We start from the raw sequence: 23,324 nt of genomic DNA, 5'->3' as shown, positions 1-23,324 counted from the left end.
CAAGGTGTGAGGTGGCTGTGGATGTTGCTGACACTGACCGTCTGTCGGTGTGACTGTCGAAATGCCGGTATACGAGCCTAACCGAGGGGTAATCCGTGCGGGGACTGGTACTGCTCTGCGGAGGCGCTGAGCTGGGGATTCACACGCCGGAGGGGGTCGGGGAGGCGAGCGTGCCGGCGCGGCCGGGCAAGGCCGACGTCGACCCGCTGCTGGAGACGGGCCGGCAGCGGCTCGTGGTGGTCGGCGACGACGCCGACCTGTCCGCGGTGGCGCTGCGGCTGCTGCGGAAGAACCGGCTCGACGAGATCGCCGTTGGATACGTGCCGACCGACCCGTCGTCGCAGGTGGCGGAGTTGTGGGGCGTACCGACCGACCGCAGGAGGGCGTTCGACGTCGCACTGTCCGGCGAGCCACGGGGCGTGCCACTCGTCCGCGACGACGCGGGCGGCCTGCTGCTGGGCCACGGCGTCGTGCGGCGGCCACGCGGCGTCGGCTACTGCGACGACACCGAGGCGCTGCGCGGCGAGGCCGCCCTGCTCGAGGTGCGGCCCGACCCGAAAGCGGGGGACGATACTGCCTCCGGTGGGCTGCGCGTCACCATCACCAGGGGAAAGCTCCTGAAACGACGGCGCACGTTCGCGGGCAGGGCGTTCCAACTGGGCGGCGCAGAGGTCGTGCCCGAATCCGACGGCGTGGCGTACCCGCGGGCCATGTCGCGGTGGACCTGGTACCGGCACACCCACGACTTCCGTCTGGTTCTGCGCCCGACATCGGTCTGAATCCGCCCAGGGTTAACGGGATCGTTACCTCTTTCGGAGACATTCGGAAAGTCCTTCACATCGCTGGACGACCTCATGTTCCCCGCTGAGAGGTGCCTGCCGTGATCCTTCCCCGCAAGTTCCGCAACTCCGCACTCGTCGTCGGTGCCGCGACCGCACTGACGCTGCCGCTGACGGGCACTGCCGCGGCCGAACCGCCCGGCATCCCCACGCCCACCGAGGCCGAGACGCAGCTCGCCGAGCTGACCGTGGCCGAGGACGGCTCCATGGACGGCTACGACCGCGACCTGTTCCCGCACTGGAACAGCCACGAGGACAACTGCAACACCCGTGAACTGGTGCTCGAACGCGACGGCGACGACGTCGAGACGGGCAACGACTGTTATCCGACCGACGGCAGCTGGTACAGCGAGTACGACGGCGAGACCGCGAGCGACCCGTCCGATTTCCACATCGACCACGTGGTGCCGCTCGGCAACGCCTGGGTGTCCGGCGCCGCGGAGTGGACGACCGACGAGCGCGAGGCGTTCGCAAACGACCTGGAATCGCCGCAGCTCATCGCCGTGTCGAGCAGCTCCAACATGTCGAAGAGCGACGACGATCCGGCGGAGTGGCAGCCGTCGGTCGAGGAGTACCACTGCACGTACGCCTCGATGTGGATCACCGTGAAGCACAAGTACGAGCTGACCGTCGACGAGGCCGAACACGCCGCTCTCGAGGACATGCTCGCCACCTGCTGACGTCGGGCGTTCTCGCCCCCAAGGGCACTTTGGTCGCACTGAATGCAACCAAAGTGCCCTTGGGGGCACTACGCTACCCCGAACGAGTGAGTTGCCTACTGACGAGTAGGGAAACCTTGATCTCACATCTCCCCGCGGATAGAACGTTTTTTTGACAACGTCGTCACATCCCAGCTGGGGAGCCTCATGCGATCAGCTCGCAGGGGACGCGTCACCGCGTCCCTCGCCACCATCGCCTTATCCGCCACCGCCGCGTCGATGCTCACCGCCGCCCCTGCCGCGGCGTCACCGGCCAACACATCGCAAACCACCGCATCGCAGGCCACTGCGGCACAGACCACCGCGGCACAGACCACCGCGGCATCACCCGTCACAGCCGCGAGCGACGAGTTCTACACACCCCCGTCACCCCTCCCTGACGGCGAGTCCGGAGACGTCATCCGCAACGAGGAGACGGAGTTCTTCCTCGATCCGCTCAAGCTGACCCGCGCTCCCGCGGACGCGCAACGCGTCATGTACCGCAGCACCGACACCCACGGCGACGCCAACGCCGTCACCGGCACCGTGCTCACGCCACATCGCGAATGGGACGGCCCCGGGCAGCGGCCGATCGTCGGCTATTCCGCGGGCACCCAGGGCATGGGCGACCACTGCGCACCGTCGAAGGCCATGGCCGCGGGGATGGAGTACGAGGGTGTCTTCATCTCGGGCATGCTCGCCAAGGGCTACGCCGTCGCGATCACCGACTACGAAGGCCTGGGCACGCCGGGTGTCCACACGTACGTCAACCGCAAGGCCACCGCACACGCCGTGCTCGACATGGTTCGTGCGGCCCGGCAGCTGCCGGAGGCCGACCTGCCTTCGGACGGCCCCGTGCTCACGGCGGGATATTCGCAGGGCGGCGGCGCGTCGGCGGCCGCGGCCGAGCTGCAGCCGTCCTACGCCCCCGACGTCGATCTCATCGGCTCGTTCGCGGGCGCCCCGCCCGCGGACCTGTCCGCAGTGGCCGAGAAGCTGGACGGGCACTACGCGGCGGCGTTCCTGTTGTTCGCCGTCGCCAGCATGCACGAGGCCTACCCGGAGCTGGGCATCGAGGACATCCTGAACGAGAAGGGCCGCGAGGTCCGCGGGCAGATCGAGGAGCGCTGCACCGCCGACGGGCTGCTCGGCCACCTGTTCACCCGAACCTCGGAGCTGACCGTCGACGGCAGGCCGATCGGCGATTACCTCGACGAGGAGCCGTTCCGCAGCGCGGTCGAGGAACAGCGCATCGGCACCCTGGAGCCGCAGGCGCCCGTGTACGTGGCGCACAGCCGCCTCGACGACATCGTTCCGTACGGCCAGGGCCGTGACATGGCGCGGTCGTGGTGCGAGCAGGGCGCGACGGTGCAGTTCGACACGCTGGCCGTCCCGACCCACGTCGGCGGTTACGTGGGCGCCTACCCGAAGGCGTACGCCTGGCTCGACCAGCGCGTCCACGGCGAGGCCGCCCCGACGAACTGCGGCGAGTTCTGACGGCTGGGAGGGACGCACCCTCGAACGAAACGGGCCGCCGGGGACGTGTCCCCGGCGGCCCGTTCGTGTGCTCGACTCTCGCGAGTCCTGCGACTCAGGCGAGACCCGTGGCCTCGGCGGACGCGGGGTCGGAGTCGACGAGCAGCTGCCTGCAACGCTCGTACTCGTCGGTCTCGCCGAGCCGGCCCGCCGCCTTGGCGAGCGCGGCGACGCAGCGCAGGAAGCCCTGGTTCGGCCGATGCGCCCACGGCACCGGGCCGAAGCCCTTCCAGCCGGAACGGCGAAGCTGGTCGAGGCCGCGGTGATAGCCGGTGCGAGCGTAGGCATAGGCGTCGACGACCTCGTTCTCACCGAGCGCCCGCTCGGCGAGTGCGGCCCAGGCCTCGCTGAAATCGGGATGCTCGGCGGCGACCTCGCTCGGCTCGGTGCCCGCGTCCAGCGCGGCTTCGGCGTCGGGGCGCTCCGGGAGCGTGGTGGGATCCGGTTCGAGCAGGTTGTGCGTCATGCCGCCATTGAACCACCGAGCGAGTGGCCACGGCGCGGCGCAGGGGCGGCAGCGCAGCAGCACCGCCTCAGAGCAGCAGGGTCAGCGAAGAGGCGACGGCCATCAGCACGAGGCAGCCGACCAGAACAATCGCGACGAGACGTTTCGACATCACGCCGCCACTGTGCCCGACCACGAATCGTGCCCAGGCACATCCCCCGAACGTGAATACCCCAAGGGCACCGTAGGGGCGTTGAACGCCACCAAGGTGCCCTTGGGGGCACGAAAGTCCGGGTTCCGTCAGAGCTTCTTGCCTGCCGACTTCAGGGCCTCGGCGGACTCGACGACGCGCTGGGCCATGGCGCCCTCAGCGACCTTGAGGTAGCTGCGCGGGTCGTAGGTCTTCTTGTTGCCGACCTCGCCGTCGATCTTGAGGACACCGTCGTAGTTCTTGAAGAAGTGGTCGGCGATGGACCGCGAGAACGCGTACTGGGTGTCCGTGTCGACGTTCATCTTCACGACGCCGTACGACAGCGCCTCGTGGATCTCCTCCAGCAGCGAGCCGGAGCCGCCGTGGAACACCAGCTCGAACGGCTTCGAGCCGGCGGGCAGGCCCAGCTTCTCGGCCGCGACGGCCTGGCCACGCTTGAGTACGTCCGGGCGCAGCTGCACGGCGCCCGGCTTGTACGAGCCGTGGACGTTGCCGAACGTCGCGGCCAGCAGGTAGCGGCCCCGCTCGCCCGCGCCGAGCGCGTCGACGGTCTTGGTGAAGTCACCCTCGGCGGTGTACAGCTTCTCGTTGATCTCGTTCGCGACGCCGTCCTCTTCACCGCCGACGACGCCGATCTCGACCTCGAGAATGATCTTGGCCGCAGCCGAGGCGTCGAGCAGCTCGGAGGCGATCGAGAGGTTCTCGTCGAGGTCGATGGCCGAGCCGTCCCACATGTGCGACTGGAACAGCGGATTCTGACCTGCGTTCACCCGCTCCCGGGAGATCTCGATCAGCGGGCGGACGAAGCCGTCCAGCTTGTCCTTCGGGCAGTGGTCGGTGTGCAGGGCGACGTTGACGTCGTACTTCTCGGCGACCACGTGAGCGAACTCGGCCAGCGCCTTCGCGCCGACGACCATGTCCTTCACCTGCTGGCCCGACGCGAACTCGGCACCACCGGTGGAGAACTGGATGATCCCGTCGCTCTCGGCTTCCGCGAACCCGCGGATCGCAGCGTTGATGGTCTCCGACGAGGTCACATTGATCGCCGGATACGCGAATTCACCCTGCTTGGCACGGTCCAGCATCTCGGCGTAGACCTCAGGTGTGGCGATGGGCATCGTTGTCCTCCTCGGGGCGGCGTGGCATACGGCTGTGTCGTCAGCCGCATTCCCGGTCGTCTTCCGGTTGACTCGTGCTCGCGGACGGCGCCGTCACGGGTTTCGGCGCCGGGCTCTGCAGACCCGGATCCTACGAGCCACAGCCTGGCATCACCCGGTGACACGGTGAAGCCCGGTATCGCACCCACGTGGCCTTTTTCGCAACATCGATTCAGGTTTCGATTCAGAAGCCGATCTTCCGTTCCAGGCAGGCACGCCTCGCGGCGGAACTCCCCGGCGTCGTGACGGAACGTCGCAGGCTCGCGCACCTCGAGCGCCACCCCGGGCGAGGCGAAACATGAACCTCGATCCGCAACGACTGCGGCCGGGAGGGCGAGTGTCCGGCGCCGGTCGATCGTCGGCGGACCACCGTAGCCGTAGGCAGATAAGCACGGGATGCGACCAAACGGGGAATCGTGGTGGTCGCTGTCATATCGGGACAACCCTGCGCCGGATTAATATTGCTTACGGTAAACAATGAGGGGCAGGTCATGACGTCACGGATGACAGGATCCGATTCGACGACCGCAACCGGCTCGCAGGCCGAACCCACCGGACCGACCGAACCCGCCGAACCGACCGACCCTGCCGACGCCACCCCCACCGCAGTCGGCGCCCGTGAACCGATCTGGTCCCGCGACCTCGCGGTCGTCTGGGTCGTCAACTTCTGCCTCGCGCTGGCCTTCTACGGGCTCGTCACGATCATGGCGGTCTACGCCGTCACGCGGTTCGCCGTCTCCGATTCGACGGGGGGCATGGCGGCGAGCATCTTCGTCGTCGGCGCCACGGTCGCGCGACTGTTCGCGGGCGGGCTCGTCGACCGACTCGGCAGGCGCCGCATGCTGTGGGCGGGGTTGGCGTCGTGCGCCGCGGTCGCGGCGCTGTACCTCGTGGCGAGCTCACTGCCGCTGCTGCTCGCGGTGCGCGCGACGCACGGCGTGCTGTTCGCCGTGACGAGCACGGCCGCGATGACGCTCGCACAGGCACGCATCCCGTCGTCCCGGCGGAGCGAGGGCACCGGCTACTTCGCACTGAGCATCACGCTCTCGACGGCGATCGGTCCCTTCATGAGCCTCGAGATCGTCAGCGGCAGCGGTTACGACACGCTGTTCTGGTCGATCTTCGCGACGCACGCGGCGGCCTGCCTGCTGGCACTGCTGATCACCGCGAAGGACGAGCCGCGGCAGCCGCAGCCCGCCCGCGAACGCACCGCGCGCGGCGTGCTCGAGTCGATGGTGCACCCGGCCGTGCTGCCGATCGGACTGTTCATGCTGGTCATCGGCTGCGTCTACTCGACCATCGTCACGTATCTGAACTCCTACACCGCGCAGGAGGGTCTCCAGCGGGGCGCGAGCCTGTTCTTCGTCGCCTACGCGACCGTGATGTTCGTGAGCCGGTTCGTCATGGGCAGACTGCAGGACCGGCGCGGCGACAACGTCGTCGTGTACTCGGCGATCGTGGTGTTCGCGGGTGCGCTACTACTGCTCGCAACGGCATCCGCCGACTGGATGATCGTCGCCACGGGCGCGCTCACCGGCTTCGGATTCGGCACCATCAACCCCGCGTGCCAGGCGGCCGCCGTGTCGCGGGTCCCGCAGGAGCAGTTCGGCGTCGCGATCTCGACGTTCTTCCTGATGCTCGACGGCGGGGTCGGCCTCGGACCGGTCGCGTTCGGCCTGGTCGCGGAGCGGGCCGGCTATTCGGCGATGTTCCTCGTCCTCGCGGGTGTGATGCTGCTCAGCGCGCTGCTGTACCTCGCGGTGCACGGCCGCAGGCCCGACGCCCGCCACGGCCGCGCCGCCGCTGCCCGCGCGTAGCCGCCGGCACCTCGGCGGCCGTCCCGCTGGAGTTCGGGATCACGGTGGACGCCCTCGGCCGCCTCACGACTCGGCGGCTGCGAAGAAGTCACGAAGCTGACCGGCGACGACGTCCGGTTGTTCCTCCGGCAGGAAATGGCCGCATTCGGAGATCTCCGCCGCCGTCAGGTGATCGGCGTACCCGCGCCAGATGTCCGCGCTCGGCAGTGAACCGAGCAGCCCCGCCGATCCCCACATGGCCAGCACGGGCATGGTGAGCCTGTGTCCGGCTTCGGCGTCGGCGTCGTCGTGCTCCGCGTCGTCGGGGAACGAGGCCCGGTAGTCGTCGAATCCCGCCCGCAGCGCACCGGGCGCCGAGAACGCGCGCACGTACTCGTCGACCACCTCCGGAGTGAACACGTCCCTCCGATACGTCCAGCGTTCGAAGAAGTAGCCGAGATACCCGGCGACATCCTGTCCGGCAAGCCGCTCGGGCAGATCGGGCTGTAGGTGGAACAGCCAGTGCCAGTACCCGCGCCCGACGTCGGCGTCGAGCCGTTTCCACATCTCACGCGTCGGGATGATGTCGAGCACCGCGAGCCGCTCGACCTGGTCGGGTCGGTCGAGGGCCCACCGGTGCGCGACGCGCCCGCCGCGGTCGTGTCCGGCCACCGCCACGCGGTCGAAGCCGAGGCCCGAAACGAGCTCGGACACGTCGCCGGCCATGGTGCGCTTGTCGTAGCCACCGAGAGGTTTGTCGGTGCGGCCGTAGCCCCGCAGGTCCGGTGCGATCACCGTGTGCCGTTTCGCCAGCGACTCGATGACGTTGCGCCAGCAGAACCAGGTCTGCGGCCAGCCGTGCAGCAGCACGACAGGTGGCCCGTCACCCGCGCGCCGGTAGTGCATCCGGATGCCGTTCACGGTTGCCATACCTGCTTCCACAGGGATCATCCAACCGCGTGGCGCGGGCGCGCGCACTCCGCCGATCGGCGACGATCCCAGCGCCCGCGACGGCGGCGGGAGCGACTCCGAGCGGTGGCCGAGCCGCTCCCGCCGTCGACGCAGGGCTCAGCCGTTACAGCAGGTGCTCGGCGAGCGCCCGGTAGGTGGGCAGCGGATCGGCTTTCATGGGCAGCGCCTGGATGCTGACGTGGTCCGCACCTGCCTCGATGTGCTTCTTGACGCCCGCCGCGACGGTGGCCGCGTCGCCGTGCAGACCGAGCCGGTCGATGAGCGCGTCACTGCCGCCGTCGTCGATGTCCGATTCGGACCAGCCGAGGCGCTTGAGGTTGTTCCGGTAGTTGACGAGGCCGAGATACGGGTTGTTGATCGGCGGCCGCGCGGTGGCGCGCGCACGCTCGGCGTCGGTGTCGAGCACGACCTTCTGCTCCGGTGCGAGCAGCACGCCACGGCCGAGCTGCTCCCGCGCCTCACGGGTGTGCTCGGGAGTGGTCAGGTAGGGGTGCGCGCCGAGGGCGCGCTGCGCCGACAGCTTCAACACCTTCGGCCCCAGCGCCGCGAGCGCCCTGCCCTCAGCGGGAACGCCGACCTCGTCGAGCTGGTCGAGGTAGGAAACGATCTTGTCGTACGGCTTCTGGTACTCCTGCTGCGCCTCGGGGTGGCCGACTCCGACCCCGAGCAGGAACCGGTCCGGGTGGTTGGCGGCGATCCGCAGGTAGGAGGCGCCCACCGTCGGGGCGTCGTCGGTCCACATGTTGACGATGCCGGTCGCGACCGTGATCGACGACGTCGCGTCGAGCAGCTTCTCGACGTGCGCGAGGTCGCCGGGCGGGTTACCGCCCAGCCAGATCGCGCCGTAGCCGAGCTTCTCGATCTCGACCGCGAGCTCCTCGTCGACGCCGTTCCACCAGCACCAGATTCCGTACTTGCCAAGATTCACTGCCATGTCCGTGGCAACGCTCAACGTCCGGCCGTATGTTCCCCGGTATGCCCACCATCGCTGAACTGAACGTTTTCCCCCTGAACCTCGGAGGTAACACCTTCGGCTGGACGGCCACCGAGGACGAGTCGTTCGACGTGCTCGACGCCTACAACGCGGCGGGCGGCAACTTCATCGACACGGCGGACATGTACATGTTCCGCGCGCCGGGCAACACCGGCGGCGAGTCGGAGACGGTCATCGGGAACTGGATGGCCGCGCGGGGCAACCGGGACGAAATGGTCATCGCCACCAAGGTCGGCAAGTGGGACCGGCGGCCCGGTCTGTCGGCCGAGAACATCAAGGCCGCGGCCGAGGATTCGCTGCGGCGACTGCGGACCGACCACATCGACCTGTACTACACCCACTTCGACGACCCCGAGGTGCCGCTCGCCGAGACGCTCGGTGCACTGGACGCGCTGGTACGCGAGGGGAAGGTGCGGTATCTCGGGGCGTCGAACTATTCCGCACCACGGCTGGCCGAAGCACTGTCCATCGCGGACTCGAACGGATTCGCGCGGTACGTAGCCCTGCAGCCGCACTACAACCTCATGGAGCGCGACTACGAACGCGAGCTCGCGCCGCTCGCCGAACGCGAGAACCTGTCGACCCTGCCGTATTTCAGCCTGGCCAAGGGTTTCCTCACGGGCAAGTATCGCGACGGCGGCGACACTGTGGACAGTCCACGCGCAGCGGGTGCCCGTTCCTATCTGGACGAGCGGGGCAGGCGAGCACTGGCGGTACTGGACGAGGTGGCGGCGGCTCACGGCACGTCGGTCACCGCGGTGTCGCTCGCGTGGCTGGCATCCCGCCCCACCGTCGCCGCTCCCATCGCCAGCGCCCGCAACCGGCGCCAGCTCGACGACCTGCTCGCCTCGACACGCCTGGAGCTGACCGCCGACGAGGTGCGTGCGATCAGCGCCACCACAGCTCCCCCTACCGAGCAGTAGCCTACTACGAGTAAGTTGCGGTACCGTCGGCGACGACGAGCACCGAGGAGGCAACAGTGACGTTCCTGTCCGGCGGCAAGGGCGACAACCTGAAGAACGTGAAGAACAAGGTCGTGCTGATCACGGGCGCGGCCCGCGGCATCGGCGCAGGCCTGGCCGAACGCCTGGCCGCCGACGGCGCCAAGGTCGCACTCGTCGGACTCGAGGCCGACGAGCAGGCCAAGGTCGCCGAGCGCATCGGGCCGAACGCGCGCTCCTGGGAGGCCGACGTCACCAGTTGGGACGCCCTCGAACGGGCCACGGCCGACATCGTCGAGCACTTCGGCGGCATCGACATCGTGATCGCCAACGCGGGCATCGCCACCACGGGCTTCGCCCGCTCGATCGACCGTGACGCCTACGAGAAGGTCTTCGAGGTCGACCTGCTCGGGGTGTGGCGCACGTTCCGCGTCACGATGCCGCACGTCATCGACCGCAAGGGCTATCTCCTCGCGATCTCGTCGTTCGCAGCCGTCGCGCACGCGCCCGGCCTGTCGAACTACGCCGCGGCCAAGGCGGGCGTCGAGGCGTTCTGCAACAGCCTGCGCGCGGAGCTGCAGCACCTGGGCGTGAGGGTCGGCGTGGCGCACCCGACGTGGATCAAGACCGATCTCGTCGACAGCGCCGACTCGCACCCGGTGTTCGGCAAGCTCCGCACCGGCATGCCCGGCCTGATGGGCAAGACGTACCCGCTCGACCTGGCGCTCGACCAGCTCACCGAGGGAATCCGCAAGCGGGAGCGGGTCATCCACGTGCCCAAGTGGGTCGGAGCGATGAAGCTGATCCGCGCCGTTCTCCCGCCGATCATCGAGTTCGGTTCGCGTTTCCAGGGCGTGGCGAAGGCCGACGAGGCCGCCCTCGAGGACATCGCCAAGCGCGGCTCCCGCGAGTCCGCCCTCAACGGCCACGGAGGCAGGGCCGCCATCAAGTAGCGACGCCGGTGAGTGCCCCCAAGGGCACCTTGGGTGCACTCAACGCGCCGAATCTTCCCCTCGCGCCACGCGGTGAGTGACGTACGCCCCATCACGACGGCTTCATGATCGGGGGAGGATTCGTCGCACTGAACGCCACCAGGGTGCCCCTGGGGGCTCACCAGAACCGCGCCACAGCTGGAGGCCACCGTTGTCCCGCCGCGATCAGATCCGCATGTCCGACGACGAGGTGCGCGCGTACTTCGCCGAGCAGCGCGTCATCAACGTCGCCACGATGAACCCGAACGGCAGGCCACACCTGGCGCCGCTGTGGTACTTCCCGCGCGACAGCGATTCCGGGGTGCGCGACTCCGGGACGCGCGATTCAGGGGAGAACGACGGGGTGCCCGCGCTCGTGACGTGGACGTACCGCAAGTCGCAGAAGATCGCGAACCTGCAGCGCCTGCCACAGGCCACGGTGCTGATCGAATCGGGCGAGTCCTACGAACAGCTCCGCGGGGTGTCGATGGAGTGCGACGTGGCGTTCGTCGAGGACGCCGGCGAAACCGCGGAGATCGGCACCGCCCTCGCGATGCGCTACGCGGGCCTCGAGGGCGAGCCGCCCGATGAGCTCAAGGCCGGCATCTCACAGCAGGCGCCGAAACGCGTGGGGCTCGTCTTCACGCCCACAAAGATCGTCAGCTGGGACCACGCGAAGCTGGGCGGCGCGTACTGAGGGGCGTCTACTGAGCCGGCGCGTACTTAGGCATCACGTATTGGGGCGGCGTGTACTGACGCGGCGTGTATGTAGACGCCGTGTACGTAGGCACCGTGTACTGAGGCGCCGTGCACTGAGGCGGCGTGTACTGGGCCGCCGCGGTTCGACGATCGAATACGCTCCCGCACGTCAACGGTGACGAACAGGGGAGTCGGCATGGGCCTCGGCACACGACTGCGACGGATCGGCGCGCTCGCCGCTGCGATCGGCATGGTCGTCGGACTCGGCACGCAGGCGCACGCCTCGGAGCGGGAGCCGACCGGCCCGCCCCAGCCGAACATCCTCACCGCGCTGGCGTACTCGGCGGCCCGGCCCACGGTGATGCCGCCGCACACCAACGACTGGGGTTGCGAGCCGAGTCCCGAACACCCCAATCCGGTGCTGTTGTCCAACGGCACGCTCGTCAACTCGTACGCGGACTGGGCGGGACTGTCCGGCAAGCTGGCCGACGCCGGGTACTGCGTGTTCAGTGCGAACCTCGGCGGCGCGGAGGGCAGTCCGGTCCAGACCGTCGCACCCGTCGCGGAGACGGCCACCGCACTCGCGGAGTTCGGCGACCGCGTGCTCGCCGCGACCGGCGCGGAGCAGCTCGACGTCGTCGGCCATTCCCAAGGTGGGATGAATCCCCGCTACTGGATCAAGAACCTGGGCGGCGAGGCGAAGATCGACCGGCTGATCGGCCTGTCACCGTCGAACTACGGCACCGACCTGTTCGGGCTGCTCACCCTCGTGCAGCAGGTGCCGCCACTGCGCGATCTGGTCGGCGCGGGCTTCCCCGCGTTCAACGACCAGGAGGAGCACTCCGACTTCCTCGCCGAGTTGAACGCCGGCGGCGACACCGTCCCCGGAGTGGAGTACACGGTGATCCAGACGAAGTACGACGAGGTGGTCACCCCGTACCGGAACGCGTTCCTCGAGCCGGCTCCGAACGTGGAGAACATCCTGCTCCAGGACGTCTGCCCGGCCGACAAGACCGACCACCTGGGCATCACCTATGACCCGATCGCGGCCCAGCTGGTGCTGAACGCGCTCGATCCTGCCGACGCGGCCCCGCCCCGCTGCCGGTTCGTACCGCCCGTGGTCTCCTGACCCGGCCGTTGACCCATTCGCGGGGCTGCATCCACCAGCTCCGAGCTGCGATGATGAGCACCGGAACCACTCGACGAGGAGTGCCCGGTGACGCTACGAGCCGAGATCGCCCAATCCTGGCGTCGTGCCGAACTGTCCGGGTTGAAGCCCGACAGTCCGGCCGACCGGCTCGCGGGCGCCGATGTCGCCGACATCGACACCCGCAGTCGCCTGCTGCGCGCCGCCGACCCGGTGCTGACCGAGATCTCGCGGCACCTGCAGGACACGCGACTGTCGGTGCTGCTCGCCGACCGCGACTGTCGCATCGTCGCTCGCCGCTACGGCGACAAGACCCTCGAACGCGCACTCGACGCCGTCAGCGCCGTGCCCGGCTGCCGGTTCTCCGAAGAGATCAGCGGCACGAACTCGCTGGCCACGCCGCACGAGTTGCGGCGCGGGGTGGCCGTCCACGGTGACGAACACTTCCTCGACGCGCTCAAGCCGTTCACCTGCTACGGCCATCCGATCACCAACCCGGCGACCGGCAGGCTCGAGGGCGTCCTCGACATCACGGGCCTGGTCGAGGATGCGAATCCGCTGTTGGCGCCGTTCCTGCTGCAGGCCGTGACCGACATCGAACGGCGACTGCTCGACGGGTCGAATCTGGCTCAGCAACGGTTACTGGCGGCGTTCCAGGCGGCGCAGCACCGGTCGTCGGCGGTGCTCGCGCTCGGGGAGGACGTCGTGCTGGCCAACAGCGCGGCGGTGGACCTCGTCGATCCGGCCGACCACCCGATGCTGCGTGAACTGTCACGTACGCGGCGCGGAGTGCGGCGGGTGCGGCTGTCGTCGGGCACCGAGGTCGAGGTGCGCATGGAGGCGGTGTCGGTCAACGCGGGGATGCTGTTCGAACTGGCGCCGCTGCGACCCGCGTACTCGGCGGCGACCCGCAGGCGCTCGCCGGAGAGCGTGGTGCCCGCCGACGTCGAGGACCGTCTCCGCCGCAGCGCCGCGGCCCGGCGCCGGGTGCTGATCACGGGCGAGCCCGGCACCGGTCGGGACGCGGCGACGGCGACGCTGGCCGGGTCGCAGCCGGTCGCGCGCGCCGACGCCGGTGATGTCGCGCCGGTCGGCGAAGCCGAATGGGCGGCGCGGCTCGACCGGCTCGCGGCGACCCACCAGGGGCTCGTCGTGATGCGGGACGTCCACCTGTTGCCGCCACTGGCCGTGAGCAGGCTGGCCAGGCTGCTCGACACGACGTCCGCGTGGTTCGCGTTCACCGCACGCCAGTGCGACACGGCACGTGCGGGCGGTACCGAAACCGGCGAGGTGGACGCCGAACTGCTCGCGCGCGTGCACCGGCGGGTCGAGCTGCCACCGCTGCGGGCACGCCGCGGCGACATACCGACGTTGGCCAGGGCGATCCTGGCCGGCGTGCACCCCGACGGAACCCCGCGGCTCACGGCCGGTGCGCTGGAGCTCCTCGCGGCGCAACCGTGGCCGGGGAACCTGCGGGAACTGGAGACCGTGCTGACCGACGTCACCGAGGGGCGCTCGGCCGGCGACGTCACGGCGCGCGACCTCGCACCGCTGTGCCCGGTGACGACCACCGCACCCGCACTGTCCGGATGGCAGCAGGCCGAGTACGAGGCGATCACCCGCGCACTCGCCGCTGTCGGAGGCAACAAGGTGAAGGCTGCCCGCGATCTCGGGATCAGCCGTTCCACGCTGTACAACCGCCTCCGCACGCTCCACATCACCACCGCCTGATCGCCCACCCGACGCACGGCCACCTGCTCCGGAACGCCACGTGCCGGAGTACTCGGGCGTGCCGTTTCGCGCCCCGGGTCGCGGCGTCGCGCGCCCTGCTGTGCAAAAGCTGCACACCCGCGCTCGTTGCGACCGGCCGACAATCACTGTCAGGCCGAGATTGCAACGGAGCAATGAGGAGTCACCGTGAAAACGAAGGCAGCGGTTCTGTTCGGTGCCGGTAAACCGTTCGAGATCATGGAACTCGACCTGGACGGCCCAGGCCCCGGCGAAGTGCTGATCAAGTACACGTCGGCCGGGTTGTGCCACTCGGATCTGCACCTCATCGACAACGATCTGGTTCCGCGGTTCCCGATCGTCGGCGGACACGAAGGTGCGGGCATCATCGAGGAGGTCGGCCCCGGCGTCACGAAGGTGGCCCCCGGCGACCACGTCGTGTGCAGCTTCATCCCCAACTGCGGCACGTGCCGCTACTGCTCGACGGGCAGGCAGAACCTGTGCGACATGGGTGCCACGATCCTGGAAGGGCACATGCCCGACGGCAGTTTCCGCTTCCACGGAAACGGCGACGACATCGGCGCCATGTGCATGCTCGGCACGTTCTCCGAACGCGCGACGATCTCGCAGCACTCCGTCGTGAAGGTGGACGACTGGCTGCCGCTGGAGACGGCCGTGCTGGTCGGCTGCGGGGTGCCCACCGGCTGGGCGACCGCCAACTACAGCGGCGGCGTACGCGCGGGCGACACGGCTGTGATCTACGGCGTCGGCGGCATCGGCATCAACGCCGTGCAGGGCGCGGCGCACGCGGGTGCGGCCAACGTGATCGCCGTCGACCCGGTGGCGTTCAAGCGTGAATCGGCGCTGAAGCTCGGTGCGACGCACGCGTTCGCGACCGCCGAGGAGGCTACGGAGAAGGTCACCGAGCTCACGTGGGGCCAGATGGCCGATCAGGCACTGATCTGTGTCGGCACCGTCGACGAGGCGGTGGTCAGCTCGGCGTTCGACGTCGTCGGCAAGGGCGGCACCGTCGTCGTCACCGGTCTGGCGAACCCGGAGAAGCTGACTGTGCACGTCTCGGGCGGTGTACTGACGCTGTTCGAGAAGACGATCAAGGGCACGCTGTTCGGGTCGGCCAACCCGCAGTACGACATCGTGCGCCTGCTGCGCCTCTACGACCAGGGCCACCTGAAGCTCGACGAGCTCGTCACCACGAAGTACACGCTCGACCAGGTCAACGAGGGCTACCAGGACCTGCGCGACGGCAAGAACATCCGAGGCGTCATCGTCCACGACGCCTGACAAGCCGGGCGTGGGCGTTCGCGATCACGTGAGCGCCCACGCCCTTCCATCCGACGACCGTGGGGGCCGCGTGACGACACCCACGGTCGCGTCCGTGGGCGCGTCGGTGTTCGTGGGCGCGTCGGTGTTCGTGGGCGCGTCGGTGTTCCGAATACCGCGGCCTGCCGGGCACTGCGGATTGCGGGGCACTGCGGACGACCCGTTCGGCTGCTGTCGCCCGCGCGGCCGTGTTGTCCGGGTTGTCCGGGCGGTGCGGGCGCTGCGGTCGCCCTCCGCGCCCCGCGCGGCAGCGCCGAAACAATGCCCCGAAGGTGCCCTTGGGGCACTCGAGTGGCACCCACGTGGGCTACTCCGAGGACGGCAGCCACGCTCCGAGGACGGGCTTCCACTCGCGGATCGTGCGTTCCGCCAAGGCGCCCTCCAGGTGGTACGGGTCGGCGTCGAGCAGTGCCTGGAGCTCGTCCCGGTCGGCGGCCTGCATGACGATCATGCCTCCGACGTTGTCGTCGAGCGGCCCGGCCAGCGCCACGATGCCGCGCTCGGAGAGGTCGGCGAGGTACTCCCGGTGCCGAGGCCGCACCTCCACGTACTTGTCACCGTCGTACCGCGTCTGAACCACATACCAAGTCATCCCCCGAAGATACGGTCGCGCGGAGCGCGTCGATCAGGGGCTGCGGTCGGGCGAGGGGCAGGCCCAGCCGCGCGGAACGGACGATGCGGGCGACAGGGACGAACGAACACCGTCCCGGCGGCAGCGGCTCACGTCGGGGACGTCACCTTGGCGGGAATCCTGGGTCGGGCACCCACCGACCCGATACGCTGATCACGCGGTGAGGTCCCCGGAACCGAAGGACGGTTCGATGAACAATGCCGAGCGCGGCGCAGCAGCCGGCGGTGCCGCCGACGGCGGCGCGGCCGGTCACGGCAACGCGGCCGGTCACGGCGGTGCGGCCGGCCATGGCGGCGCGCCCGGCAACGACAGTGCACCCCGCGAGGGCGGGGCGACGAACGCCGTCGAGCAGACACTCCGGCACCTGCGCACTCTCGACGCGCCCGTCGAGGAGGCCGCCGACGCGCCGTCGCAGGGCCCGCTGACGCTGGAGGACCTCTACCGCCAGCACCGCATGCGGCTCGTCCGGCTGGCGATCCTGCTGGTGGACGAGCCCGCCACGGCCGAGGACGTCGTACAGGAGGCGTTCACCGGGCTGCATCGCAACTGGGCGAAGCTGCGCGACGCGGCGGCCGCGGTCGGTTATCTGCGCGCGGCGGTCGTCAACGGGTCGCGCAGTGTGCTGCGCAGGCGTAAGACGGCGCGTGAGTACGTGCCGCCGCATGCGGTCAACGCTCGGTCGGCGGAGAGCCTGGCGATGCTGTCGACCGAGCACCAGGCCGTGGTGAAGGCATTGTCGAACCTTCCGCCGCGGCAGCGTGAGGTATTGGTGCTGCGCTACTACGGCGGCCTGTCGGAAGCGGAGATCTCCGAGGCCACGGGCATATCGAAGGGCACGGTCAAGTCGACGGCCAGCCGGGCGCTCGAGGCGCTGCAGCGCACGATGCCCGATTCGAAACGCTGAGCGGCGTTCCGGACGGACCTCGCCGACCGGTTCGCGGCACCCGGCAACCGCCGTACGCCGCGCCGCGGAAGCGGCAGCAGCCGCTGCCCCTTTCCACTGTTCGCATTTCGCCCACAGCGAGCGTTTCCGGTTCGGATCCGCCACGCGCGGGAAGCCTCGTTCACGGACACGTCCCGTGTTCGCCACATGACACCTTGCTGGTCAGTCGCTCGCTGCTGGTCTGGACCAATAGGATGGCGACGTGAGCATTCCCGACGACCACACGTCCGAACCTCCGGACCTCGTCCTCTCCGGAGGCCGGTTCGCCTTTCCCGGCGGAGTGGCCGACGACGGCTGGGTCGCGATCACGGGGGAACGCATCACCGCGACGGGCACCGGGACCGCGCCTGCGGCCCGCGAGCACGTCGACGTCGGCGGTCGCCTCGTCGTCCCGGGTTTCGTCGACACCCACTGCCACGGCGGCGGCGGCGCGTCGTTCTCGACGACCGATCCCGCCGACGCGGCCCGCGCCGTGGCCGCACACCTCCGCCACGGCACGACGACGATGCTCGCGAGCCTGGTCAGCCAGCCGGTCCCCACGCTGACGAGCCAGGTCGCCGCGCTCGCAGAGTTGGTCACCGACGGCCTGTTGGCGGGAGTGCACCTCGAGGGCCCGTTCCTCGCCGAGGCTCGCTGCGGCGCGCACGATCCGACCGCGCTGCGCGAACCCGACGGTGAGTCCGTGTCGGCGCTGCTCGACGCAGGCCCGGTCCGCATGATCACGCTCGCCCCCGAACTACCGGGCGGGGTCAAAGCGGTGCGGCGGATCGCCGAGCACGGCGTGATCGCGGCGCTCGGCCACACCGACGCCCGCTCCGAACAGCTGCGCGCCGCGGTCGACGCGGGTGCCACCGTCGCGACCCACCTGTTCAACGCGATGCGGCCGCTGCACCACCGCGAACCCGGCGCCGTCGGCACCCTGCTCGACGACGACCGGGTCACCGTCGAGCTGATCTGTGACCTCATCCACGTGCACCCCGACGTGGTGCGCTTCGCCGCCGGTCACGCGGGCCCCGGCCGGACGACCCTGATCACCGATGCGATGTCCGCCACCGGCGCCCCCGACGGCGACTACACCCTCGGCGCGCTCGACGTCGAGGTGCGTGACGGCGTCGCCAGGATCCCGGGGTCCGGTGCGCTCGCCGGCAGCACGCTGACGATGGACACGGCGTTCCGCAACGTCGTCGCCGACGTCGGCATGAGCATCGACGACGCGGTCCACGCCACGGCCACCCGGCCGGCGCGGTCGCTCGGCCTCGACCACGAAGTCGGCAGTCTCGCCACCGGTCTGCGCGCCGATCTGGTGGTGCTCGACGGCGAACTCCGGACACAGCGAGTGATGCATGTGGGACAATGGGTCACCACCGGGTGACCCATTCGCAACCCGTCCGAGCACCGGCTGACCCGCCAAGGCCGACAGCATTACGCTGGGCAGCGATGAGCGACGACCCCGAGCGCCTGCTGGCCGAGGCGTTGCGGGCACAGGCTCGCAACGCGCCTCCCGCTGGGCAACCGGCGCCGCAGCACACCGCCCACCACCAGGAAGCAGCCGGACCGACACCCGTCGTCGAAACCCCGGGCGGTTACGGCCTGCTGTCCGGCGCGGGCGAAGGTTCCCTCGAACGCGAACGTGCCGCGCTCGACGCCCAGACCGAACCGCCCGCGCAGGCCGTCGAGCCCGCGAGCACCCCGGAATCCGCGTCGGCGTCGGCGGGGTCGGGCTCGCAGCCGGCCGTCACGCGCACCGGTGGCCGCCACCACCGGGCCGACACCGGCGGCCTGCAGGTGACACTGCCCTGGATCATCCTGCTCGCCGCAGTCCTCGGCCTCGCCTGCGGCTGCGTCATCGGCCTGCTCACCATCGCCTGACGTCGAGCGCCCGGCGCCGGCAGGCACCCGCGCCGCCACACAAGACGCAGCGCGAAGCTGTTCCTCACCTGCATTTCGGAAGTGACGGAGTCACTTGCCGTGGGCCGTCAGCTGGCACCGCCGCAGGTTCTGCCACCCGCACCGCGACGCAGGTCGCCACAATTCATCACTCGAACATCGAGCCGGGGTTGAAGACGCCGTGCGGGTCGAGTGCCCTGCGGATGTCGCGGTGGACGCGCAGGCCGACGGGCCCGAGTTCGCGGGCCAGCAGATCCTGCTTGAACTTGCCGATGCCGTGTTCACCGCTGACCGTGCCGCCGAGGGACAGGCCGAGTTCGCAGATCGCGTCGAACGCGGTTCGCGCGCGAGCGAACTCGTCGTCGCCGTCGTAGATCACGGTCGGGTGCATGTTGCCGTCGCCCGCGTGCCCGTTGACGACGATGCGCAGGCCGACCTCCTCGGAGATCCGCGCACAACCGTCGATGAGTTCGGCGATGCGGGTCCGCGGGACGCACACGTCGTCGATCATGTGCTGAGCACCCATGCTCTCGATCGCCGGATGCACCGAGCGCCTCGCCTGCATCAGCATGCCGCCCTCGGCGGGGTCGGTGGTGGCGTGCACCAGCGCAGCACCCGATTCGTCGCACACGCGTTCCAGCGCGGCCAGTTCGCGGGACGCCGCCTCGCCTCCCGCGTCCGACTGGCACAGCAGCAGCGTCCCGCCGCCGTCGCCGCTGCCGAGGTCGGTGCCGAGGTGCCGTTCGACGGCACGCACCGTCGTGGCGTCCATGATCTCCATCAGCGACGGCACCAGACCTTCGCCGACGATCCTGGTGACGGCCGTGCCGGCGTCTGCGGTGTCGGGGAACGAGGCGACGAGGGTGCCGGGCGCCTGCGGGAGCGGCCGCAGCGCCAACGTCGCCCGGGTGATCACGCCGAGCGTGCCTTCGCTGCCGACGAACAGCTTCGTCAGGTCGTAGCCCGCGACGCCTTTGACGGTGCGCCTGCCGGTCCGCAGCAGGGAGCCGTCGGCGAGCACCACGTCGAGACCCAGCACTGAATCGCTCGTCACGCCGTACTTCACGCAGCACAGGCCGCCCGCGTTGGTGGCGAGGTTGCCGCCGAGAGTGCAGAAGTCGTAGCTCGCGGGGTCGGGCGGGTAGAACAGATCGTGGGCCGAGACGGCCTGCCGCAGATCGGCGTTGATGACACCGGGCTCGACGACCGCGACCCGGTTGGCCGCGTCTACCTCGACGATCCGGTTCATGCGCGTGAGCGCCAGCACGACACAACCGTCGAGCGCGTTGGCTCCGCCGCACAGCCCGCTGCCCGCTCCGCGTGGCACGACCGGCACGCCCGCGTCGGCGCATGTGCGGACGACGTCCTGCACCTCCTCGGTGGACGACGGCAGCGCGACGGCGAGCGGGGTGCCGGAGGGCGCCAGTGGCAGGCGGTCACGCGAGTAGGCCGCCATGACGTCGGGGTCGGTGAGCACACCGGACGTGCCGAGGCGCGCGGTGAGCAGGTCCACGAGACCGGCTGCGGTGCCGGCCGGGGAGGTACTGGCCATGGTCTGCACCGTAATCCGACCTCACCCGAACCGGTAAGTACGTGCGGTCCTTCACAACGGTCGGTGTCCGGTCGGATCTGCCCGAACGCCTCCGACTGAGCTAGGATAGTTGTAAACGTCAAATAAAACGGCGGGCGGTGCCCCGGGTCCCCGGTCCTGATCGATCCGAGGCGGCCGCCGGCGCGACGTGGCAGTACGGACCCCGCGGCGAAAGATCACCCCATGACAGTTCCCTCCCAGGACGACCTCGACGTCGCGGATGCACTCGGCGGCCAACTGGTGCGGTTCTACCGGGCGATGGCCAAGACGAAGTCGTACCTGTCCAAGATCGGCCCGGACGGCATCGAGCGAGCCGCGTACGCGATCCTGTTCTACCTGGTCAACAACGGTCCGCAGCGCACGTCCGCGCTGGCCGACGCACTGCATTCGGACATCTCCACGGTCAGCAGGCAGAGCAGCACACTCGTGCAGCACGGGCTGGTGGAGCGCACCGCCGACCCCGAGGACGGGCGGGCCACGCTGCTCGCACCGACCGGCGAGGGCCTGCGCGTGTTCGAGGAGAACCGGCAACTGCGCGCGCGATGGATCGCCTCGATGCTCCAGGAGTGGCCACGGGAGGACCGCGTCGCCGTCGCCACCCTGCTCGATCGGCTCAACGCCGAGATCGAGCAGTTCCAGGAAGGCCTCAGCGAAACCACCGGCGACGGGACCGCGTCGGCCGAAGCCGGTGCCGACACCACCCGCGGCGCCGCGGAGGGCGGGAACGCCACCCCGGGGAACCAGGCGTGACCGGGGCGATCCGGCGCCCGCGCACCAGCCCGTCGGGGAGTGGCAATCGGGCCCCGTCGGTGACACCGGCCGATTCCGGCGTCGTCATGATCAGCGCTAGCATCACACGAACGGATGGCAGCCATTCACTCACCGCAGTCGGCGCGGGTGTCCGCCCCCTCGCCGCCCGCGGCGGACGGCTCCGCCCGCCGGCAGCGACGACGCCGACATCCACGACACCGCCGACGACGCCGCCCATGCCTGCGGTGCGACGCGGCACGACGTCGAGTTCACCGACGACGTCCGCCCGAGCGAAGGCGAAGCCACCCCACGACGACCGGCCGGGGTACGAACACGTGCTCACGCGAGTGAAGGGAACCCACCTCTGATGCCCGGACTGTCCGCCACCGTTCGCACGACCGACGGCTGGGGAATCGAGCACGCCGTCCTCACCGTCACCGACCTCAGCGGACGGCAGGCCGCACACGCCACCGCCGACGCCCAGGGCACGCTGGGCACCGACCTGCTCGAGCCCGGCGTCTACACCGCCGTCGTCACGGCGGCCGGCTACCTGCCCGTGGCCCGCACGGCCCAGGTCGGCAGCGCAGGCGGGGCCGAGCTCGGCGAGGTCGTCCTCGAACTGGAGGAGGGCGCCATCGAACTGCCGCCCACGGGGCCGTGGGTGGTCGACCCGATGCACTCCTCGGTGCAGTTCGCAGCTCGCCACCTGGGCATTTCCAGCATCAGGGGCAGGTTCGGCGAGGTGCAGGGCCGGGTGGACATCGCCAGGCCGGTCGAGCAGTCCGTCGTGCACGCCCAGATCAGCGCCGACACCATCGACACCGGCATCAAGATGCGCGACGACCACCTGCGCTCGGCCGAGTTCCTCGACGTCGCCGGATTCCCGACGATCGACTTCGTCAGCACCGGTCTCGTCCAGCGCGGTTCGGCCGAGTGGACCATGGAGGGCGAGCTCACCCTGCACGGCGAACGCAAGCCGGTCACGCTCGAGATGACCTACGGCGGATACGGGCCCGACCCGTGGGGCGGCACCCGCGCCGCGTTCCACGCCGAGACGCAGCTGCGACGCGACGACTTCGCGATCAACTACAACGCGATGGTGCGCGCGGGTGTCGCGGCGGTCGGCACGACGGTCAAGGTGGAGATCGACTTGCAGCTCGTCCAGGGCGAACAGCTCCCCGAGATGTGACATTCCGCGTCGGTGATCCGGACCGCGAGCCACTGATTTCGGTACTTGCGGGTGATACGCCGATGCGGGCACGTACGCTGGGTCGCTGTGAGTGGTGCGTACGCGATGGGCGCCGGGTTCGGCATGGATTGGCTCGCAACGGTCGGGCCGGTGCTGCTGTGGGTCGTCGTGCTCAGCTTCGTGTTCATCGAGTGCGCGTTGATCCTGGGCTTGTTCCTGCCCGGCGACTCGCTGTTGTTCATCGCAGGTCTCATCCTGGCGCAGGACAACGCGAGCGACATCGAGGTGTGGGCGATGGCGGTGGCAGGTCTCCTGGCCGCCATCGTGGGCAACCGGGTCGGCTACTACGTCGGCGACCGCACCGGCACGCGGTTCATCTCGGGACGGGACGGCAAGGTCCTCAACCAGCGCAATCTCGACCGGGCACACGAGTTCCTCCAACGCTGGGGCTTCCTCGCGATCGTCGCGGCCCGGTGGATCCCGTACGTGCGGACGGTCGCGCCGATGCTGGCCGGCGCGGCGCGCATGGAGATGCGGCGGTTCATGGCGTCGACCACGGTCGGCGCGATCATCTGGGTGCCGACACTCGTGCTCATCGGCTTCTACGGCGCGGGCCTGATCTCCCACATGCCGTGGCTGACGGAGGGCCTGATCTGGATCAGCGTCCTGTTCTGCATCGCCAGCACGGTCTACGGCGTGGTCCGCTACCGCAAAGAGACCCGCAAGCCCGCAGCGGACGTCGAGCACCCCGCCTGACCGGTCGCCCCCGGATCGGACCACAGCTGTGTGCCTCAAGGGCACCTTGGTCGTGTTGAACCCCTCACGCGCGCCAGCGCGCCCGTGAGGGGTGCCCGGTGG

Annotated in this window: 22 protein-coding genes; 16 read left to right on the top strand and 6 right to left on the bottom strand. The window is 69.7% G+C overall.

From position 1 onward, the window contains the following. Positions 1-95: 95 nt before the first annotated feature. The 3 genes from LY40_RS11460 (at position 96) to LY40_RS11450 (ending at position 3,034) form a co-directional block, all read left to right on the top strand. Positions 96-779 carry a hypothetical protein gene (locus LY40_RS11460; RefSeq protein ID WP_372497740.1) on the top strand — a complete coding sequence of 228 codons (684 nt, stop codon included), beginning with the start codon at positions 96-98 and terminating at the stop codon, positions 777-779. A gap of 101 nt (positions 780-880) precedes the next feature. Beyond that, entirely contained in the window at positions 881-1,519 is a 639-nt protein-coding gene (locus tag LY40_RS11455) for an HNH endonuclease family protein (protein WP_258936799.1), read from the top strand. Between the two features lie 258 nt (positions 1,520-1,777). After that, entirely contained in the window at positions 1,778-3,034 is a 1,257-nt protein-coding gene (locus LY40_RS11450) for a lipase family protein (RefSeq protein WP_183785232.1), read from the top strand. Between the two features lie 94 nt (positions 3,035-3,128). Here the strand turns inward: LY40_RS11450 and LY40_RS11445 are convergent, their stop codons facing one another. Together LY40_RS11445 and fbaA are read right to left on the bottom strand one after the other, a co-directional pair. Continuing rightward, positions 3,129-3,539 (bottom strand): DUF3151 domain-containing protein, encoded by a 411-nt coding sequence (locus LY40_RS11445; RefSeq protein WP_183781549.1) that lies wholly within the window; start codon positions 3,537-3,539, stop codon positions 3,129-3,131. A gap of 279 nt (positions 3,540-3,818) precedes the next feature. Further along, a complete protein-coding gene (fbaA, locus tag LY40_RS11440) occupies positions 3,819-4,847 on the bottom strand; it encodes a class II fructose-bisphosphate aldolase (protein ID WP_258936798.1) in 1,029 nt (342 codons plus the stop codon). A 530-nt stretch (positions 4,848-5,377) separates the two neighbouring features. Here fbaA and LY40_RS11435 point away from each other — a divergent pair. Next, the gene (locus LY40_RS11435; protein ID WP_258936797.1) at positions 5,378-6,703 is read left to right on the top strand and encodes an MFS transporter; all 1,326 of its coding nucleotides are present in this window, start codon (positions 5,378-5,380) and stop codon (positions 6,701-6,703) included. A 63-nt stretch (positions 6,704-6,766) separates the two neighbouring features. Here the strand turns inward: LY40_RS11435 and LY40_RS11430 are convergent, their stop codons facing one another. Both LY40_RS11430 and LY40_RS11425 read right to left on the bottom strand, forming a co-directional pair. Then, positions 6,767-7,612: an alpha/beta fold hydrolase gene (locus LY40_RS11430; protein ID WP_258936796.1), complete on the bottom strand. Its 846-nt coding sequence runs from the start codon at positions 7,610-7,612 to the stop codon at positions 6,767-6,769. A gap of 145 nt (positions 7,613-7,757) precedes the next feature. Further along, positions 7,758-8,588, bottom strand: coding sequence for an LLM class F420-dependent oxidoreductase (locus LY40_RS11425; protein WP_258936795.1), 831 nt, complete (start codon positions 8,586-8,588; stop codon positions 7,758-7,760). 41 nt (positions 8,589-8,629) lie between these two features. On the opposite strand from LY40_RS11425, the gene LY40_RS11420 reads away from it, so the two are divergent. The 6 genes from LY40_RS11420 to LY40_RS11395 all read left to right on the top strand — a co-directional run bounded on the left by LY40_RS11420 (position 8,630) and on the right by LY40_RS11395 (position 15,436). Next, the gene (locus tag LY40_RS11420) at positions 8,630-9,571 is read left to right on the top strand and encodes an aldo/keto reductase (RefSeq protein ID WP_258936794.1); all 942 of its coding nucleotides are present in this window, start codon (positions 8,630-8,632) and stop codon (positions 9,569-9,571) included. 89 nt (positions 9,572-9,660) lie between these two features. Continuing rightward, positions 9,661-10,542, top strand: coding sequence for a short-chain dehydrogenase/reductase (locus LY40_RS11415; RefSeq protein WP_183785228.1), 882 nt, complete (start codon positions 9,661-9,663; stop codon positions 10,540-10,542). Positions 10,543-10,732: 190 nt separating this feature from the next. Further along, the gene (locus LY40_RS11410; protein WP_258936793.1) at positions 10,733-11,257 is read left to right on the top strand and encodes a pyridoxamine 5'-phosphate oxidase family protein; all 525 of its coding nucleotides are present in this window, start codon (positions 10,733-10,735) and stop codon (positions 11,255-11,257) included. 177 nt (positions 11,258-11,434) lie between these two features. Continuing rightward, a complete protein-coding gene (locus tag LY40_RS11405) occupies positions 11,435-12,388 on the top strand; it encodes an esterase/lipase family protein (protein ID WP_258936792.1) in 954 nt (317 codons plus the stop codon). An 87-nt stretch (positions 12,389-12,475) separates the two neighbouring features. Then, a complete protein-coding gene (locus LY40_RS11400) occupies positions 12,476-14,137 on the top strand; it encodes a sigma-54-dependent Fis family transcriptional regulator (protein WP_258936791.1) in 1,662 nt (553 codons plus the stop codon). A gap of 186 nt (positions 14,138-14,323) precedes the next feature. Next, complete coding sequence (locus tag LY40_RS11395; RefSeq protein ID WP_258936790.1) at positions 14,324-15,436, top strand: NDMA-dependent alcohol dehydrogenase; 1,113 nt, start codon at positions 14,324-14,326, stop codon at positions 15,434-15,436. A gap of 346 nt (positions 15,437-15,782) precedes the next feature. Here LY40_RS11395 and LY40_RS11390 read toward each other — a convergent pair whose 3' ends face one another. Next, positions 15,783-16,067, bottom strand: coding sequence for a YciI family protein (locus LY40_RS11390; protein WP_183781507.1), 285 nt, complete (start codon positions 16,065-16,067; stop codon positions 15,783-15,785). Positions 16,068-16,296: 229 nt separating this feature from the next. On the opposite strand from LY40_RS11390, the gene LY40_RS11385 reads away from it, so the two are divergent. The 3 genes from LY40_RS11385 to LY40_RS11375 all read left to right on the top strand — a co-directional run bounded on the left by LY40_RS11385 (position 16,297) and on the right by LY40_RS11375 (position 18,918). Then, entirely contained in the window at positions 16,297-17,010 is a 714-nt protein-coding gene (locus LY40_RS11385) for an RNA polymerase sigma factor (protein ID WP_228725992.1), read from the top strand. Between the two features lie 241 nt (positions 17,011-17,251). Beyond that, positions 17,252-18,421, top strand: coding sequence for an N-acetylglucosamine-6-phosphate deacetylase (gene nagA / locus LY40_RS11380; protein ID WP_258936789.1), 1,170 nt, complete (start codon positions 17,252-17,254; stop codon positions 18,419-18,421). Positions 18,422-18,486: 65 nt separating this feature from the next. After that, positions 18,487-18,918: a hypothetical protein gene (locus LY40_RS11375; RefSeq protein ID WP_258936788.1), complete on the top strand. Its 432-nt coding sequence runs from the start codon at positions 18,487-18,489 to the stop codon at positions 18,916-18,918. 166 nt (positions 18,919-19,084) lie between these two features. Here LY40_RS11375 and LY40_RS11370 read toward each other — a convergent pair whose 3' ends face one another. Further along, on the bottom strand, positions 19,085-20,488 hold the full coding sequence (locus tag LY40_RS11370; protein WP_258936787.1) for an FAD-binding oxidoreductase: 1,404 nt from the start codon (positions 20,486-20,488) through the stop codon (positions 19,085-19,087). Between the two features lie 222 nt (positions 20,489-20,710). On the opposite strand from LY40_RS11370, the gene LY40_RS11365 reads away from it, so the two are divergent. The 3 genes from LY40_RS11365 to LY40_RS11355 all read left to right on the top strand — a co-directional run bounded on the left by LY40_RS11365 (position 20,711) and on the right by LY40_RS11355 (position 23,222). Beyond that, entirely contained in the window at positions 20,711-21,277 is a 567-nt protein-coding gene (locus tag LY40_RS11365) for a MarR family winged helix-turn-helix transcriptional regulator (protein ID WP_258936786.1), read from the top strand. Between the two features lie 367 nt (positions 21,278-21,644). Next, positions 21,645-22,466, top strand: coding sequence for a YceI family protein (locus LY40_RS11360; protein ID WP_183781497.1), 822 nt, complete (start codon positions 21,645-21,647; stop codon positions 22,464-22,466). 87 nt (positions 22,467-22,553) lie between these two features. Then, positions 22,554-23,222, top strand: a complete 669-nt coding sequence (locus tag LY40_RS11355) for a DedA family protein (protein WP_372497741.1) — start codon at positions 22,554-22,556, stop codon at positions 23,220-23,222. Positions 23,223-23,324: the final 102 nt, after the last annotated feature.

The organism is Prauserella salsuginis (genome assembly GCF_024648885.1).
Taxonomy (GTDB): domain Bacteria; phylum Actinomycetota; class Actinomycetes; order Mycobacteriales; family Pseudonocardiaceae; genus Prauserella; species Prauserella salsuginis.
The sequence above is the reverse complement of the archived record's forward strand: the minus strand, read 5'-3'. Positions and strand labels throughout refer to the sequence as shown.